Here is a 14,712-nt window from a genome sequence, read left to right as displayed (position 1 = left end):
ATATAAGCCGTCAAGCGAAGCGCGCCTCGGGGCCCGCTGCTGCGTCCAACACCTCGTTCCTACAGGGAATCTCGCCGGTCGGAGGGAAGGCTCTCCCTGCTGTCGCAGGGGCCGGCGACGCGCTTCTAGCCGGCGGGAACCCGCAACGTCCCCGCCGCCACCGCGCGCTCGACCCGCTCGCCCGCCGCGACCTGGGTCCCCTCCCAGAGCACCGCCTCGCGCACCCGGGCGCCCTCCCCCACCCGGCTGCCAGGCTCGAGCACCGCCCCCGGCCCCACCTCGGCGAAGGCGCCGACCTCCGCCCCCTCGCAGACAAGCGCGGGGCCGTGGAGCCGCGCCTGCGGGTGGACCCGCGCGCCGGGCGCGACGCGCACGCCGGGCGCTGCCTCCCCGCCCGGGAGCCGCACCGCGCCCCCGGTCCTCCCCGCGAGCGCGTCGAGACAGGCCTCGAGGTAGCGGGCCGGCGTGCCGAGGTCGTTCCAGTAGCCGCTCGCGACGAAGCCGCGCACCGCGCCCGAGGCCATGAGCGGCGGGTAGACGTGCCGGTTGACGTCCACCTCGAACGGCGCCTCCGGCACCCGCGCCAGCAGCCCCGGCGAGAGCACGTGCACGCCGGAGAAGTGCCAGGGCGTGAGCCCCTCCCCGCCCGGCCCGAAGCGGCTCGCGATCCGGCGCACCGCGCCCTCGCCGTCCACCTCGACCGAGGCGTAGGTCGCGCCGGCGGGCATGGGGAGGAGCACCATCGTGGCGAGCGCGCCGCTCGCGCGGTGGGCGGCGAGGGCGGCCTCGAGGTCGAGGTCGAAGAGGATGTCGCCGTTCCAGAGCACCACCTCGCCGGCGCCGTCGAGGTGGCGCCGCGCCTCGCGCAGCGCACCGCCGGTCCCCGCGATCACCGGCTCCTCGGACACCGCGAGCGGGAGGCCGACCTCGGCCGCCGCGCCCTCGGCGGCGCGCGCGAGCGCCCCCGGGAGGTGGTGCGCGTTGACCACCAGGCGGGCGGCACCGGCGCGGGCGAGCGCGCGGAAGGCGTGGCCCAGCAGCGGGGCGCCGCAGACCGGCGCCGCCGGCTTGGGGAGGAGGTTCGTGAGCGGGCGCAGCCGCGTCCCGAGGCCGGCGCCGAGCACCATGCCGACGAGCGGCGCGCGCGGCGCGGGGCCGCTCTCCCCGGGGCGTTCCATGGTAGGAGCACCATAACCGATGACGACGCCCGCGCGCCTGCGCCTGTTCTACGCGCTCTACTACGGCAGCGTCGGCGCCACGCTCCCGTTCCTCGCGCCCTACCTGCGCGGCCTCGGGTTCTCCGGCGCGGCGATCGGGACGGTGCAGCTCATCGGCCCGCTGCTCTCCGCCCCGGTCGCCCTCGGCTGGGCGGCGGCGGCCGACCGGCTCGGCGCGCCGGCCCGGGCCCTCTCGCTCGCCGCGCTCTGGGCGGCGGCCGCCACCGCCTTCCTGCCGCTCGCCCACGCCCCGGCCGCGGTCGCGCTGGTGCTGGGGCTCCAGGCGCTCGCGCAGCCGGCCGTCATCCCGCTCGCCGACGCCGTCACCCTCGAGCAGACCCGTCCGCCGGGGCCGTCGTACACCCGCATCCGGCTCTTCGGCTCGCTCGGCTACATCCTGCTGGCGCAGGGGCTCGGGCTCCTCCTCACCGCGCGCGGCGACCGGGCCGGGGACGCGGCGGTCCCGCTCGCCATCGCCGCCTGCGTGGCCGGCTACGCCTGGGCGGCGCGCCGCCTGCCCGAGACCGCGGCCGCCGGCCCGAGGCCGGCCCTGCGCGAGACGCTCGCCCTGCTCCGGAGCCCGCCGCTCCTGGCCCTCATCGCCGCCTGCGCGCTGCACTGGGCCGCCTGCGCGCCGTTCCACCTCCTCTTCGGGGTCTTCGTCCGCGACGCCGGGCTGCCCTCGGGCGTCACCGGGCTCGCCATGACCGTGGGCGTCGGCGCGGAGGTGCTGGTGCTCCTCGCCTACCCGCGGCTCGCCGCCCGGCTCTCGCCGCGGGCGCTCTTCCTGGCCGCCTTCGCCGGCTCGGCGCTCCGCTGGACGCTCCTCTCGCAGGCGCGCTCGGCGGCGGCGGTGGTGGCGCTGCAGTCGCTGCACGGGCTCACCTTCGGCCTGTTCTGGGGAGCGGCCATGTCGGCGATGACGGCGCTCGTCCCCTCGCGGCTGCGGGTCACCGGGCAGGCGCTGTTCTCGGCCGTGGTGTTCGGCGCCGGGAACGGCCTCGGCTACCAGCTCGCCGGCATCGGCTACGACCGGCTCGGAGGCGTCGGGCCGCTGTTCGGCTGGGCGGCGCGGGTGGAGCTCGTGCCGCTCGTCCTCGCGGGCCTGCTCGCCCGCCGCTGGCGGCGTTGACCCACGGTCGCGCGAAGAGTTCCGCAGTCCGCTTGGGTCACGCCCCATTCATCGGGTGAATCGGGTACCCCCGTCCGGTCAAGGGAAGATCCGTCTTTTCCCCCTCTTGGCGCTGGAGGCGCACCCGATGGCGACGTCCGGAACCACCACCTTGCCCCCCTTGCACCGCCCGTCCGGAAGCGCGGCCGCGGCGATCACCCGCGACGAGAAGATGGTGATCTTCGCCTCGTCGCTCGGGACGGTGTTCGAGTGGTACGACTTCTACCTGTACGGCTCGCTGGCGGCGATCATCTCGAAGCAGTTCTTCTCCGGGGTGAACGAGACCAGCGCCTTCATCTTCGCGCTGCTCGCGTTCGCGGCCGGCTTCGCGGTCCGTCCCTTCGGCGCGCTGGTCTTCGGCCGGCTCGGCGACATGATCGGCCGCAAGCACACCTTCCTGCTCACCATCCTCATCATGGGGCTCTCGACCGCCATCGTCGGCCTCCTGCCCTCGTACGCGACCATCGGCGTGGCCGCCCCCATCATCCTCATCGGGCTGCGCCTCCTGCAGGGGCTCGCGCTCGGCGGCGAGTACGGCGGCGCCGCCACCTACGTGGCCGAGCACGCGCCGCCCGGGCGGCGGGGCAACTTCACGAGCTGGATCCAGACCACGGCCACGCTGGGCCTCTTCCTGTCGCTGCTCGTCATCCTGGCCTGCCGCACCGCCCTCGGCCCCTCGTTCGAGACCTGGGGCTGGCGCGTGCCCTTCCTCATCTCGGTGCTCCTGCTGGCGGTCTCGGTCTACATCCGGCTCCAGCTCGCCGAGTCGCCGGTGTTCAAGCGCATGAAGGAGGAGGGCAAGGCCTCGAAGGCGCCGCTCACCGAGTCCTTCCTGCGCTGGGGCAACCTCAAGATCGTGCTGCTGGTCCTGTTCGGCGGCGTCGCCGGCCAGGCGGTGGTCTGGTACACGGGCCAGTTCTACGCGCTCTTCTTCCTGCAGCAGACGCTGAAGGTGGACCCGCAGACGGCGAACCTGCTCATCGCCGGCGCGCTCGCCCTCGGCACGCCGTTCTTCATCATCTTCGGCTCGCTCTCCGACCGGATCGGCCGCAAGTGGATCATCCTCGCCGGCTGCCTCGTCGCCGCCCTCACCTACTTCCCGATCTTCAAGGGGCTCACCCGCTTCGCGAACCCGGACATCGCCGCCGCCGAGGCCGCGAGCCCGGTGACGGTGGTGGCCGACCCGAAGGACTGCAGCTTCCAGTTCGACCCGGTCGGCAAGACGCAGTTCACCTCGTCCTGCGACGTGGCCAAGAGCTGGCTCGCGAAGAAGGCGATCCCCTACCGCAACGAGGAGGCGCCTCCGGGCACGGTGGCCGCGGTCAAGATCGGCGGGACCACCATCCCGAGCTTCGCGGGCCGGCAGCTCGCCCCGGCCGACTTCAAGGCCCAGAGCGCCACCTTCGACAAGGCCATGGGCGGCGCGGTGAAGACCGCCGGCTACCCGGCCAAGGCCGACCCGGACAAGATCAACTACGTCGTGGTGCTGCTGCTGCTCACGCTGCTCGTGATCTACGTGACCATGGTGTACGCGCCGATCGCCGCCTGGCTGGTGGAGCTCTTCCCGGCGCGGATCCGGTACACCTCGATGTCGTTGCCGTACCACATCGGCAACGGCTGGTTCGGCGGCTTCCTCCCGACCATCTCGTTCGCGATGGTGGCGGCGACGGGCGACGTCTACTACGGCCTCTGGTACCCGATCGTCGTCGCGGTCATCACCTTCGTCATCGGCGCGCTCTTCATGCCGGAGACGAAGGACCGGGACATCCAGCACGCCTGAGCGAGCAGCCCGGTGCGCGACCTGGGGGGCGCGCACCGGTGCTCGCTCAGGCCAGATCAGAAGGGGGCTGCGCCCCCTCCCCGTCGAGCAGAGCTCGCCGGGGGCCCTCCCCTGCCGCGCCGGAGCCGGGCGCGCGGCGCTCCTCGCTTCGCTCGCGAGCTTGCGCGCCTTCCGGCGGGGAGGGGCCTGCCCCTCCCCACCTTCGGTGGGGCCCCTCCCCGCTCCAGTGACCGGGCGCCGCAGCCCACGGCTTCCGCTCACCTCGCCCGCACCACCGTCACCGAGCACGGCGCCTCGACCGCGACCCGGGTCGCGACCGTGCCGAGGATCCGCTTGAGCGGCCAGTCCGGCGGCGGGCCGCCGATGACCAGGTGATCGACCCGGTTCGCGCGGGCGTAGGCGAGCAGCGCCGCGGCCGGATCGGAGCCCTCGATGGCGTGGAACGAGACCCGGCCCGGCTCGAGCCCGAGCGGCTCGGCCCAGTGGCGCAGGATCGCGAGGTGCCGGAGCCGCCGGCGCGTGGCGGTGTCGGCCGCGTCGGAGCCGCCCAGCTCCGGCGCGGGCGGGATCACCGTCACGCAGGCGAGCCGGTTGCCCGGGTCGGCCGCGAGCAGCCGGCGCGCCGCCTCGCGGACCGCCTCGAGCTCCGCCCGGTTCCGGTGCTCGGTGGCGATCGCCGCGAGCACGATGGGCGCCCGCGCCAGGTGGACCGAGGGGTGCGACGGCGGGGGCGGCTCGAACCCGAGCGTCTGCAGCCAGCGCAGGAGCTCGCGGAGCCCGGCGCGCCGCCGCAGCCGCCGGCCCCGCTCGGTGACCACGATCTCGCCGGGGTGGGCGAGGTCCAGGGCCAGCTGCGCCGCCGAGGGGTGGCGCCGCTCCGGGTCGGGCTCGAGGCAGCGGAGCACCACCTCCTGCAGCCACTCCGGGATCCCGGGCGCGACGGCGCGCGGCGGGAGGGGGTCGCGGAAGAGCCGCTTGCGCAGCCCGGCGGGCGAGGTGGGCGCGCCGAACGGGAGCCGGCCGGTGGCGAGCTCGTACAGCACCGCGCCGAGCGCGAAGAGGTCGCTCCGCAGGTCCCCCCGCTGGCCGAGCACCTGCTCCGGCGCGATGTAGGGGGCCGAGCCGACCGGGTGGCGCACCTCCTCGGCGAGGAGATCGGGGAAGTGGGCGTGGTGCGCGAGGCCGAAGTCGAGCAGCACCGCCTCGCCGTCCGGCCGCAGGATCACGTTCGAGGGCTTGAGGTCGAGGTGGATCGCCTCCTGCGCGTGGACGTCGTGCAGCGCGCGGGCCACCGCCGCGCCGAGCCGCGCCACCTCCTCGGGCGGGAGCGGCGCCCGCTCCAGCTCGTCGCGCAGCGGGCGGCCCTCGACCCGCTCCATCACCAGCCACGGCCGGCCCTCCTCGAGCCCGCCGGCCGCCACGAACCGCGGCACGTGCGGGCCGCGCAGCGCCGCGTGCACGGTCTGCTCCACCTCGAAGGTGACCACCGTCTCGCCCGGCTCGCCGAAGCCGAGGCGCGGCACCTTCATGACGAGCGGCGCCTCCGACCCAGGCCGCCGCGCGGCGTAGACCACCCCCATCCCGCCCGCGTGGAGCGGCTCCCCGACGACGAAGCCGCCGAGCTCGGTCCCGGGCGCGAGGAGCTCGCTCGTCACCGCCCGCGCTCCAGCCGCGCGGCGAGCCGCTCCGGCAGCCCCGCCGCCCGGATCCGCGCCGCCGCGCCGGCGACGTCGTACGGCACCCGGTGAAAGGTGAGCGTGCCGCGCGCGAGGTCGGCGAGGGCGTAGCAGGCGGCCGCGATGCCGTCGCGCGGCTGGCCCGCCGAGCCGATCACCGCGAGCCAGCGCCGGTGCCCCGGCACCGGGATGGCCACCTCCGGCACCGGCGTGAAGGGGAGCACCCGGCCGCCGGCGCCGGCGTAGTAGAGGGCCGGCTGGTGCACGTGGCCGCAGTAGACCCAGGTCGCGCCCGCCGCCGCCAGGCTCTGCGCCGCGCGCCAGGGGTCGGTCACGTAGGTCCAGTCCGCCGGCCGGTCGGCGCTCGCGTGGACCAGGGCGAGCTCGCCCTGGCGCGCCACCAGGGGCAGCCCCTCGAGGAAGGCGCGCTCGGCCGGGCCGAGCCGGGCGCGGGTCCAGGCGATGGCCTCCGCCGCGGCCGGGTCCATGCTGCCGGTGAGACCGTCGATCGCCGCCTGGTCGTGGTTGCCCCGCACCACCATCGCGCCGCGCGCGGCGTGCTCGGCGACGATCTCCAGCACCGCCACCGGATCCGCCCCGTAGCCGACGAGATCGCCCGCGAACGCGTGGGCTTCCGCGCCCTCCGCGCGCGCGTGCGCGAGGCAGGCGCGGAGGGCCTCGAGGTTGGCGTGGACGTCGGCGAGGAGGGCCAGCCGCATCGATCTCAACTTCGCGCAAACGGACGATTACTGCTGCATCAGATCAAGCTCAAATGGGTGCGCAACGGCTGCGTCAAAGTAAATTTGCGATTTTCGCCTGAAACACCAGCGCGTTGACTCGATTGGGCATTGATCCGCCCCGTCTGAGCCATTGCGGCGTCTGGTACAGTTCTCTGGTCCGGAGGAGGTCTGGAGGAGGCGCGCAGGAAATTCCGCTGGCACCCACCCTGCGCACCGGCCGGAACGAATGTCGTGAAGTGCGGAGTGAGCGACGTACCCCCCACGCTGCTCGACCGAACCCGACGCGGGTCGATACGAGCCTGATGAGAGGTCATCGATGGCGAATGCGACGCACCAACTGAAGCAGGCTTCCACCGGCCCCGAGAAATCGGCGCACGAGGTCATCAACTCGCACGAGTTCAAGCGGCTCGTCGCGAAGCGCTGGACCGTGAGCACGGCGCTGCTCGCGGCGCTGTTCGTCACCTACTACGGCTTCATCCTCCTCATCGCCAACGCCAAGCCGGCCATGTCCCAGAAGATCGGCGAGGTGACCACCCTCGCGATCCCGGTGGGCATCGCGGTCATCGTCATCGCCTTCGTGCTCACCGCGATCTACGTGGCCTGGGCGAACGCGAGCTACGACCCCGAGGTCGAGCGGCTCAAGGGACAGCTGAAGAAGTAGGGCGACCAGACCCCCACGCGAGGAAACCGACCCATGCCCCCCAGCGCCCAGCCCATGCAGACCACCCTCGGCAGCCCCCAGGCGTCCTCCATCGCCTTCTTCCTCCTCATCGTCCTCGTCACCCTGGCCATCACCTACTGGGCCGCCAAGCGGACCAAGTCGGCCAAGGAGTTCTACGCGGCCGGCCGCAGCGTCTCCGCCGTGCAGAACGGCCTCGCGCTCGCCGGCGACTACATGAGCGCCGCGTCCTTCCTCGGCATCGCCGGCATGGTGGCCCTCAAGGGCTACGACGGCATGATCTACGCCACCGGCTGGCTCGTCGGCTGGCCGGCGCTGATGTTCCTCATCGCCGAGCCGCTCCGGAACCTCGGCAAGTTCACCTTCGCCGACGTGGTGGCGTTCCGGCTGCGGCAGACGCCGGTGCGCATCGCCTCGGCGGTGGGCGGCATCCTGACCGTGCTCTTCTACACCATCGCCCAGATGGTCGGCTCCGGCGCCCTCATCAAGCTGATGTTCGGCATCAAGTACGAGTACGCCGAGATCCTGGTGGGCTGCATCATGCTCGCCTACGTGCTCTTCGGCGGCATGGTCGCCACCACCTGGGTGCAGATCATCAAGGCGGTGCTGCTGCTCCTCGGCGTGAGCCTCCTCACCGTGCTCGTGCTCGGCAAGTTCGACTTCAGCCCGGGCAACCTCTACGCCGCCGTGGCCGGCCAGTACGGGCAGGCCGCGCTCGAGCCGGGCGGGCTCGTGACCAGCCCCCTCGACGCCATCTCCCTCGGCCTCGCGCTGATGTTCGGCCTGCTCGGCCTGCCGCACATCCTGATGCGCTTCTACACCGTCCCCGACGCCAAGGCCGCCCGCAAGTCGGTGCTCTACGCCACCGGCCTCATCGGCTACTTCTACATCATCATCCCCATCGTCGGCTTCGGCGCCGCTGCGCTCGTCGGGCGCAAGATGATCACCAGCATCGACAAGGGCGGGAACATGGCCGCCCCGCTCGTGGCGGAGCTCCTCGGCGGTACGCCGTTCCTCGGGTTCATCGCCGCGGTCGCCTTCGCCACCATCCTCGCCGTCGTCGCCGGCCTGACCCTCGCCGGCTCGTCGGCGTACTCGCACGACATCTACGTGTCGATCATCAAGAAGGGGAAGGCCACCGAGGAGGAGCAGATGAAGACCGCCAAGGTGGCGACCGTCATCTTCGGCCTGGCCGCCGTGATCCTCGGCATCTCCTTCAAGGGCCAGAACGTGGCCTTCATGGTGGGCCTCGCCTTCTCCATCGCGGCGAGCGCCAACTTCCCCGCGCTGCTCATGTCGGTGCTCTGGAAGCGCTTCACCACCCCCGGCGCGGTGGCCTCGATCCTCACCGGCGCGTTCCTCTCCATCGGCATGATCGTGCTCTCGCCGACGGTCTGGGTGGACGTGTTCCACAACGCCACCCCGATCGTCGGGCTCAAGAACCCGTGCATCGTCTCGATGTCCTGTGCCTTCGCGATCGGGATCATCGTCTCGCTGCTCACACCCGAGCCCCGCGCGCAGGAGATGTTCGAGGACGAGAAGCTCCGGACCTACCTCGGCGTCGGCGCCGAGTAGCTCTCGCGAGAAGCCTCCTGAGCCCAGGCGGGCGCTCCTCCTCGAGGGGCGCCCGCCTTTTCTTCGCCCGTCCGAGAGTCCTTGCCGGAGAGCCGTAACTCATTGCCCGTGTCAGGTCCCCGAGTGGCTCCAGAAGTCACCTGAACGGGGCTCTCGCCTCGCTGTGACCCGGGCGAGCAGACCACGCCGGGCAGCAGCGCGCACGCTTGCGCGGCGCGCGAGGAGGAAGACCCGACCGATCGACGAACGCTCCCCCGCGCTCCGAGCGAGGGCCGAGCCTGTTCCTACAGATGCTCGCGTCCTGGCGGGCGAATCAGGCCGGCACAGCGCAGCGGACGTCGTGCTCGACTCGCAGGTGGTACGTGCCCGCTGGGAACAGCGCGTCTCGCACGCCGGATCGCAGCTCCACGAGCGCGCTGCGGTAGGCTTCGAGGAAAGTCCGTAGCCTCCCGATGGCCTCGATGCGCTTCCACTTGTCCTGGGCGGCGATCCGCGGGTTGAGCGTTCTCCTGGGCGCGCCTGCCGCTGGCCGGCTGAGCGGCTGTTCCGCGAGCACGCGCCTCCGGCCCAGGAAACCGCGCGCTGGCGCCTCTGCCCGTGCCTTGACCTCGAGCTCCTCGAGCGCGGACCCGACGAGCCGCTGGAACTCCTCCACAGACGCGAATCCTGCGGGAAGCGACAGGTCGAGCGTGGCCGTCCCAGGCATCGTTGCGCTGAAGAAGACCTCCGGTCGGGCCGCCGTCAGGGTGGCGGTGCCGAGCAGCTCGGGAGCGGACCAGAGCCCGGGCCAGTCGCGCCCGTGACGAACCAGGCCTGCCGAGGCGGGATTTGCGAGGGTGTAGGCGATCTTTCGAACGACATCGCCTGAGTCCGCCTGTGAGACGGCGCTGTATGAAGCGTCCGCCGACCAGAAGCCCTCCCATCGACCGAGCGAGGCGTTCACTGCCCTGGCGACGAGGCCGTCGAGGTACTGCATGAACGCCGGCAGGCGGGCCTCGGGATCCGTGACCACGAGGTGGTAGTGGTTGGAAAGTACACAGAACGCGTGCACGCGGACGCCGTGAGTCCGGGCCGCGAGGGCGAGCACGTAGAGGAAGATTCCGTTCGTCTGCGCCGAGGGCCGCAAGAAGAGGCGGCGCTCCGAACACCGACGAGTGACGAGATAGACGGCCCCTGGAAGAATTTGTCTCGGCGCGGTCATGCCATTCCACAGGGCAGGAGGCGTGCCGGAGTTGGGTTCGAGCGAGATCGCGGACTTGGACCGACTCAGGCCGAGAGCGGGCGTCCGCCGCGCGGACCATGATCCGCGGTTCAGTTCTCTCGGTCGGGCGCGGCTACAATCCCCCCGTGCACCCCGCCCGCGCCCTGCGCCTCGTGAAGCTCGTCCACACCGCCGTCTGGGCGTTCTTCGCCGGCTGCATTCTGGCCATCCCGGTGCTCGCGCTCTCGGGCCGCCTCCGCGCCGCCGCCACGCTCTCGCTCGTCGTGCTCGGCGAGGTGCTCGTGCTCGCCGCGAACCGCCTGCGCTGCCCGCTCACCGACGTCGCCGCCCGCTACACCGACGAGCGCGCGGACAACTTCGACATCTACCTGCCGCTCTGGCTCGCCCGGCACAACAAGCTCGTCTTCGGGACCCTCTACGCGCTGGGCGAGCTGGTGCTGGCCTGGCGCTGGCTGGAGTGAGGGGCCGCCCAAGACATCCCGGGGGCGCCTCTACCCGAGCAGCTCCGGCACGTGCCTCCCGAGCACCCCCCGCAGCTCCGCCAGCTCCGGCAGCCGCCCGAAGGCGTCCCGGACGTACCGCAGCGACGCCGGGATCGAGACCAGGAACCCGGGGTTCTTCTTCACGCGGTCGATGAAGACGAACCTCCCCGCGTCCTTGAGCTTCCGCTGGACCGTGAGGAGGTCGAACAACTCTCGGAAGGGCCCGTACTCGAGCCGGGGCCCGCCCGCCTCGTGGAACCGCTCCAGCCAGCGGCGCAGCATCCGCTCCACGAGGTCGGCCGGGAGCTCGACGTAGCTGTCCCGGAGCAGCGCCACGAGATCGTACTGCCGCGGCCCGAGGAGCGCGTCCTGGAAGTCGAGGACCGCCTGCTCGCCCCCCGGGAGCACCATCAGGTTCCGGGATTGGTAGTCGCGGTGCGTGAACCCGAGCGGCTCGGCCGCGAGCCGGGCCGAGAGCCGATCGAACTCGGCGTCCACGAAGGCGCGCTCGTCCGGCGCGAGCGAGGCGCCCTTCCAGGCCTCGAGCAGCCACTCCCGGAAGTGGTCGAGCTCCCAGCGGTAGAGCCCCTGGTCGAAGCGGCGGCCGAAGGCGACGCAGGCCGGGTCCGGCCGCGCCTCCGCCGCGGCGCGCAGCCGGGCCAGCTGGTCCACGGCGGCCTCGTAGAGCTTCTCCCGGTCGTCGCCCGCCAGCAGCCGCGTCTCGAGCATGTCGTCCCCCAGGTCCTCGAGGATCATGACCACGCCCGGCACGCCCGCGAGCGCCCCCTCCGGCGGGAAGAAGGCCAGGATGCGCGGCACCCGGACGCCGATCCGGGCGAGGTACCGCTGCACGTTCACGAACGGCTCCTCCGCCGGCGGCCCGCCCTGCGTCGCCTCCTCCGGCTTCGCGCCGGGCGGCATGACCATCACCATGAGCGAAGGGGAGGCGCCGCGCGCCCGCCAGTAGGTGCGCAGGGAGGCGTGCCCGCCCAGCCCCTGCACCGGACCGTCCGCGACGGCGGCCCCGGCGTGGCGGCGCAGCGCCTCGCGCACCCGCGCCTCCGCCAGGGGCCCCGTGGTGGTCGTCACCGGATCGCTCGCCATCGCCTGCCTCCGAAGCCCTTCCGCGCCCCGACCCGCGCGTTGACACCCCCGCGAGCGGACGCCTATAACCCCTCGTTTACAGCCCGCAAATCCTCACCGGAGCCAAAGGCACATGCCCTACCACGACAGCGTCCTCTCGGCCATCGGCCACACCCCGCTGGTCCGGCTGCAGAAGGTGGTCGGCCCCGAGGACGCGACCGTCCTGGTGAAGCTCGAGTACCTGAACCCCGGCGGCTCCATCAAGGACCGCATGGCCCTCCACATCCTCGAGAAGGCCGAGCGTGCGGGCGTGCTCAAGCCCGGCGGCACCATCGTGGAGAACACCAGCGGCAACACCGGCGTCGGCGTGGCGATGGCCGCGGCCGTGAAGGGGTACCGCTGCATCTTCACGATGCCCGACAAGATGTCGAAGGAGAAGCAGGACACGCTCAAGGCCTTCGGCGCCCAGGTGGTCGTCACGCCGACCAACGTGCCCGCCGAGTCGCCCGAGAGCTACTACTCGGTCGCGAAGCGGATCGCCGCCGAGACGCCCAACAGCTTCTACCTGAACCAGTACCACAACCCCGACAACGTCGAGGCGCACTACCGGGTGACCGCGCCGGAGATCTGGGAGCAGACCGGCGGCAAGTTCGACGCCTTCGTGGCCGGCGTCGGCACCGGCGGGACGATGAGCGGCTGCGGCCGCTACTTCAAGGAGAAGAACCCGCAGATCCAGAACGTCGGGGTGGACCCGGTCGGCTCCGTCTACCACTCGATGTTCAAGACCGGGAAGCTGTCCCAGCCGCACGTCTACAAGGTGGAGGGGATCGGCGAGGACATGATGTGCGGCGCGATGGACCTCGCGGTGATGGACGACGTCCGCCAGGTGGACGACCGCCAGGCCTTCACCATGGCGCGGCGCCTCGCGCGCGAGGAGGGCATCTTCGCCGGCGGCAGCGCCGGCGCCGCGGTGCACGTCGCCGTGCAGCTCGCCAAGGAGCTCGGCAAGGGCAAGACCATCGTCGTGCCCCTCCCCGACGGCGGGCGCGCCTACATCTCCAAGTTCTTCTCCGACGAGTGGATGCGCGACAACGGCTTCCCGGTCGCCGAGGGCGCCGAGGGCGTCGCGTCGGCCACCGTGCGCGACATCCTCGGCGGGCGTCGCGGCGAGGTGATCACCGCGCGGAAGACCGACAAGGTCGAGGTCGTGGTGAAGGCCATGAAGGAGCACGACATCTCGCAGATGCCGGTGGTGGACGACGCCGGCCGCGTGCTCGGGATGATCCACGAGTACGACCTGCTCAACTTCCTCATCGAGGGGAAGCACCGGCTCACCGAGGTGGTGGAGCCGCTCGTCCAGCCGCTGCAGGGCGTGGTGTCGGCCGACACCGCCATCGGCAAGCTGCGCGACATCTTCAACGACGACAACGTGGCGGTGGTGAAGGAGGGCGACAAGGTGACCGGCATCGTCACCAAGATCGACCTCATCGACTTCCTGGGCCGCAAGCTCCACTAGCTCTTCGCGAGGCGACGACCATGGCCGACGACAAGGACCTCCGCTTCGAGACGCTGGCGATCCACGCCGGCCAGCGCCCCGACCCCACCACCGGCGCCATCATGACGCCGGTCTACCTCACGAGCACCTACGTGCAGGACGGCCCCGGCGAGCACAAGGGGTACGAGTACTCGCGCACGCAGAACCCGACGCGCGACGCGCTGCAGGGCTGCCTCGCCGCGCTCGAGGGGGCGAAGCACGGGCTCGCCTTCGCCTCCGGCCTCGCCGCCACCGACGCACTGATGCACCTCCTCGAGGCGGGCGACCACGTGCTCGTGTCCGACGACGTCTACGGCGGCACCTTCCGCATCTTCGACAAGGTGTACCGCCGGCACGGGATCGAGTTCAGCTACGTGGACGCGAGCGACGCCCGGAACGTGGAGCGCGGGCTCCGCAAGAACACCCGGCTCGTCTGGCTCGAGAGCCCGACCAACCCCATGCTGAAGCTGGTGGACCTCGCCGAGGTCTCGCGGCTCGCGCGGGCGCACGGCGCGCGCACCGTCGTGGACAACACCTTCGCCTCGCCCTACTTCCAGCAGCCGCTGTCGCTCGGGATCGACGTGGTCACCCACTCGACCACCAAGTACCTGAACGGCCACTCCGACGTCGTCGGCGGCGCCGTGATGACGAGCGACGACGCCCTCCACGAGCGGATCAAGTTCCTGCAGAACGCCGTGGGCGGCGTGCCCGGCCCCATGGACAGCTTCCTCGTGCTGCGCGGCCTCAAGACGCTGCACGTGCGGATGGAGCGCCACGCCCAGAACGCGCTCGCCGTGGCGAGGTTCCTGGAGGGCCACCCGCAGGTGGAGAAGGTCACCTACCCGGGCCTCGCCTCCCACCCGCAGCACGAGCTCGCCCGGCGCCAGATGAAGGGCTTCGGCGGCATGCTGACCTTCGTGGTGAAGGGCGGACTGGAGCCGGCCCGGGCCTTCCTGAAGGCGCTGCGGATCTTCGCCTGCGCCGAGTCGCTCGGGGGCGTCGAGAGCCTCATCGAGCACCCGGCCATCATGACCCACGCGAGCGTGCCCCCCGAGACCCGCGCGAAGCTCGGCATCGCCGACGGCTTCATCCGCGTCTCCTGCGGCATCGAGCACGTGGACGACCTCGTGGCCGACCTGGAGCGCGGGTTCGCGGCGGCGAAGCGGGCCTGAGGCGCCCGCCGCGGCGGCCCCGCTCCCGGAGGTGCGGGGGAGCCGGCCGCTGCTCCAGCGCGTGCTCGCGAACCTGCTCGAGGACGCCGACGAGTACTCCGGCGCCGGCCTACTGCGGCTCGACCCCCCGCTCCACCGAGCAGCTCCCGCCGACGCCCAGCTTCCGGAAGATCGTCGCCGCCGGGCAGAACCCGGTGAGCGCGCTCTGGAACAGGTTCGCGCCCACGAACGCCGTGAACCAGAGGAACCAGCTGCTCACGTACACCGGGCTCGCCGGCGCGCCGAGCGCCAGCGAGAGGAGCACGAAGGTCCCCGCCAGCATCCGCACCGCTCGTTCGACCGTCATCGAAGATCCTCCAGCCGGCGTCCCTGCCGGCGCAG

13 protein-coding genes are annotated in these 14,712 nt (G+C 72.2%); 7 read left to right on the top strand and 6 right to left on the bottom strand.

Features of this window, described 5'->3' with window-relative positions:
* Window positions 1-125: 125 nt before the first annotated feature.
* On the bottom strand, window positions 126-1,178 hold the full coding sequence (locus tag AMPC_RS17735) for a sugar phosphate nucleotidyltransferase (RefSeq protein WP_248342811.1): 1,053 nt from the start codon (window positions 1,176-1,178) through the stop codon (window positions 126-128).
* A 19-nt stretch (window positions 1,179-1,197) separates the two neighbouring features.
* On the opposite strand from AMPC_RS17735, the gene AMPC_RS17730 reads away from it, so the two are divergent.
* The gene (locus AMPC_RS17730) at window positions 1,198-2,349 is read left to right on the top strand and encodes an MFS transporter (protein WP_248342810.1); all 1,152 of its coding nucleotides are present in this window, start codon (window positions 1,198-1,200) and stop codon (window positions 2,347-2,349) included.
* Between the two features lie 127 nt (window positions 2,350-2,476).
* Complete coding sequence (locus AMPC_RS17725; protein WP_248342809.1) at window positions 2,477-4,168, top strand: MFS transporter; 1,692 nt, start codon at window positions 2,477-2,479, stop codon at window positions 4,166-4,168.
* Between the two features lie 257 nt (window positions 4,169-4,425).
* Here the strand turns inward: AMPC_RS17725 and AMPC_RS17720 are convergent, their stop codons facing one another.
* Together AMPC_RS17720 and AMPC_RS17715 are read right to left on the bottom strand one after the other, a co-directional pair.
* Complete coding sequence (locus AMPC_RS17720) at window positions 4,426-5,823, bottom strand: bifunctional serine/threonine-protein kinase/universal stress protein (protein ID WP_248342808.1); 1,398 nt, start codon at window positions 5,821-5,823, stop codon at window positions 4,426-4,428.
* Window positions 5,820-6,563, bottom strand: a complete 744-nt coding sequence (locus AMPC_RS17715) for a metallophosphoesterase family protein (RefSeq protein WP_248342807.1) — start codon at window positions 6,561-6,563, stop codon at window positions 5,820-5,822. The genes AMPC_RS17720 and AMPC_RS17715 overlap by 4 nt, the downstream gene beginning before the upstream one ends.
* 337 nt (window positions 6,564-6,900) lie before the next feature.
* Between AMPC_RS17715 and AMPC_RS17710 the strand changes: the two genes are divergently transcribed.
* Together AMPC_RS17710 and AMPC_RS17705 are read left to right on the top strand one after the other, a co-directional pair.
* Window positions 6,901-7,245 (top strand): DUF485 domain-containing protein, encoded by a 345-nt coding sequence (locus tag AMPC_RS17710; protein ID WP_248342806.1) that lies wholly within the window; start codon window positions 6,901-6,903, stop codon window positions 7,243-7,245.
* A 33-nt stretch (window positions 7,246-7,278) separates the two neighbouring features.
* Complete coding sequence (locus AMPC_RS17705; RefSeq protein WP_248342805.1) at window positions 7,279-8,838, top strand: solute symporter family protein; 1,560 nt, start codon at window positions 7,279-7,281, stop codon at window positions 8,836-8,838.
* A 313-nt stretch (window positions 8,839-9,151) separates the two neighbouring features.
* Here the strand turns inward: AMPC_RS17705 and AMPC_RS17700 are convergent, their stop codons facing one another.
* Window positions 9,152-10,039, bottom strand: coding sequence for a transposase (locus AMPC_RS17700; protein WP_248342804.1), 888 nt, complete (start codon window positions 10,037-10,039; stop codon window positions 9,152-9,154).
* Between the two features lie 146 nt (window positions 10,040-10,185).
* On the opposite strand from AMPC_RS17700, the gene AMPC_RS17695 reads away from it, so the two are divergent.
* Window positions 10,186-10,521, top strand: coding sequence for a hypothetical protein (locus AMPC_RS17695; RefSeq protein ID WP_248342803.1), 336 nt, complete (start codon window positions 10,186-10,188; stop codon window positions 10,519-10,521).
* Between the two features lie 30 nt (window positions 10,522-10,551).
* On the opposite strand, the gene AMPC_RS17690 is transcribed toward AMPC_RS17695, so the two are convergent.
* Window positions 10,552-11,646 carry an aminoglycoside phosphotransferase family protein gene (locus AMPC_RS17690; protein ID WP_248342801.1) on the bottom strand — a complete coding sequence of 365 codons (1,095 nt, stop codon included), beginning with the start codon at window positions 11,644-11,646 and terminating at the stop codon, window positions 10,552-10,554.
* Between the two features lie 112 nt (window positions 11,647-11,758).
* Between AMPC_RS17690 and AMPC_RS17685 the strand changes: the two genes are divergently transcribed.
* Together AMPC_RS17685 and AMPC_RS17680 are read left to right on the top strand one after the other, a co-directional pair.
* A complete protein-coding gene (locus AMPC_RS17685) occupies window positions 11,759-13,141 on the top strand; it encodes a cystathionine beta-synthase (protein ID WP_248342800.1) in 1,383 nt (460 codons plus the stop codon).
* A gap of 20 nt (window positions 13,142-13,161) precedes the next feature.
* Window positions 13,162-14,331 carry a cystathionine gamma-synthase gene (locus tag AMPC_RS17680; RefSeq protein WP_248342799.1) on the top strand — a complete coding sequence of 390 codons (1,170 nt, stop codon included), beginning with the start codon at window positions 13,162-13,164 and terminating at the stop codon, window positions 14,329-14,331.
* 109 nt (window positions 14,332-14,440) lie between these two features.
* Here AMPC_RS17680 and AMPC_RS17675 read toward each other — a convergent pair whose 3' ends face one another.
* Window positions 14,441-14,677: a YgaP family membrane protein gene (locus AMPC_RS17675; RefSeq protein WP_248342798.1), complete on the bottom strand. Its 237-nt coding sequence runs from the start codon at window positions 14,675-14,677 to the stop codon at window positions 14,441-14,443.
* Window positions 14,678-14,712 lie beyond the last annotated feature (35 nt).

This window comes from Anaeromyxobacter paludicola (assembly GCF_023169965.1).
Classification (GTDB): domain Bacteria; phylum Myxococcota; class Myxococcia; order Myxococcales; family Anaeromyxobacteraceae; genus Anaeromyxobacter_B; species Anaeromyxobacter_B paludicola.
This window is presented reverse-complemented; position numbering and strand designations above follow the sequence as displayed.

Bases quoted from the DNA above. Each gene is read 5' to 3' on its own strand.
- AMPC_RS17685 (WP_248342800.1), top strand. From the start codon at position 11,759: ATGCCCTACCACGACAGCGTCCTCTCGGCCATCGGCCACACCCCGCTG.
- AMPC_RS17675 (WP_248342798.1), bottom strand. From the start codon at position 14,677: ATGACGGTCGAACGAGCGGTGCGGATGCTGGCGGGGACCTTCGTGCTC.
- AMPC_RS17705 (WP_248342805.1), top strand. From the start codon at position 7,279: ATGCCCCCCAGCGCCCAGCCCATGCAGACCACCCTCGGCAGCCCCCAG.
- AMPC_RS17715 (WP_248342807.1), bottom strand. From the start codon at position 6,563: ATGCGGCTGGCCCTCCTCGCCGACGTCCACGCCAACCTCGAGGCCCTC.
- AMPC_RS17680 (WP_248342799.1), top strand. From the start codon at position 13,162: ATGGCCGACGACAAGGACCTCCGCTTCGAGACGCTGGCGATCCACGCC.
- AMPC_RS17725 (WP_248342809.1), top strand. From the start codon at position 2,477: ATGGCGACGTCCGGAACCACCACCTTGCCCCCCTTGCACCGCCCGTCC.
- AMPC_RS17710 (WP_248342806.1), top strand. From the start codon at position 6,901: ATGGCGAATGCGACGCACCAACTGAAGCAGGCTTCCACCGGCCCCGAG.
- AMPC_RS17700 (WP_248342804.1), bottom strand. From the start codon at position 10,039: ATGACCGCGCCGAGACAAATTCTTCCAGGGGCCGTCTATCTCGTCACT.
- AMPC_RS17690 (WP_248342801.1), bottom strand. From the start codon at position 11,646: ATGGCGAGCGATCCGGTGACGACCACCACGGGGCCCCTGGCGGAGGCG.
- AMPC_RS17730 (WP_248342810.1), top strand. From the start codon at position 1,198: ATGACGACGCCCGCGCGCCTGCGCCTGTTCTACGCGCTCTACTACGGC.
- AMPC_RS17735 (WP_248342811.1), bottom strand. From the start codon at position 1,178: ATGGAACGCCCCGGGGAGAGCGGCCCCGCGCCGCGCGCGCCGCTCGTC.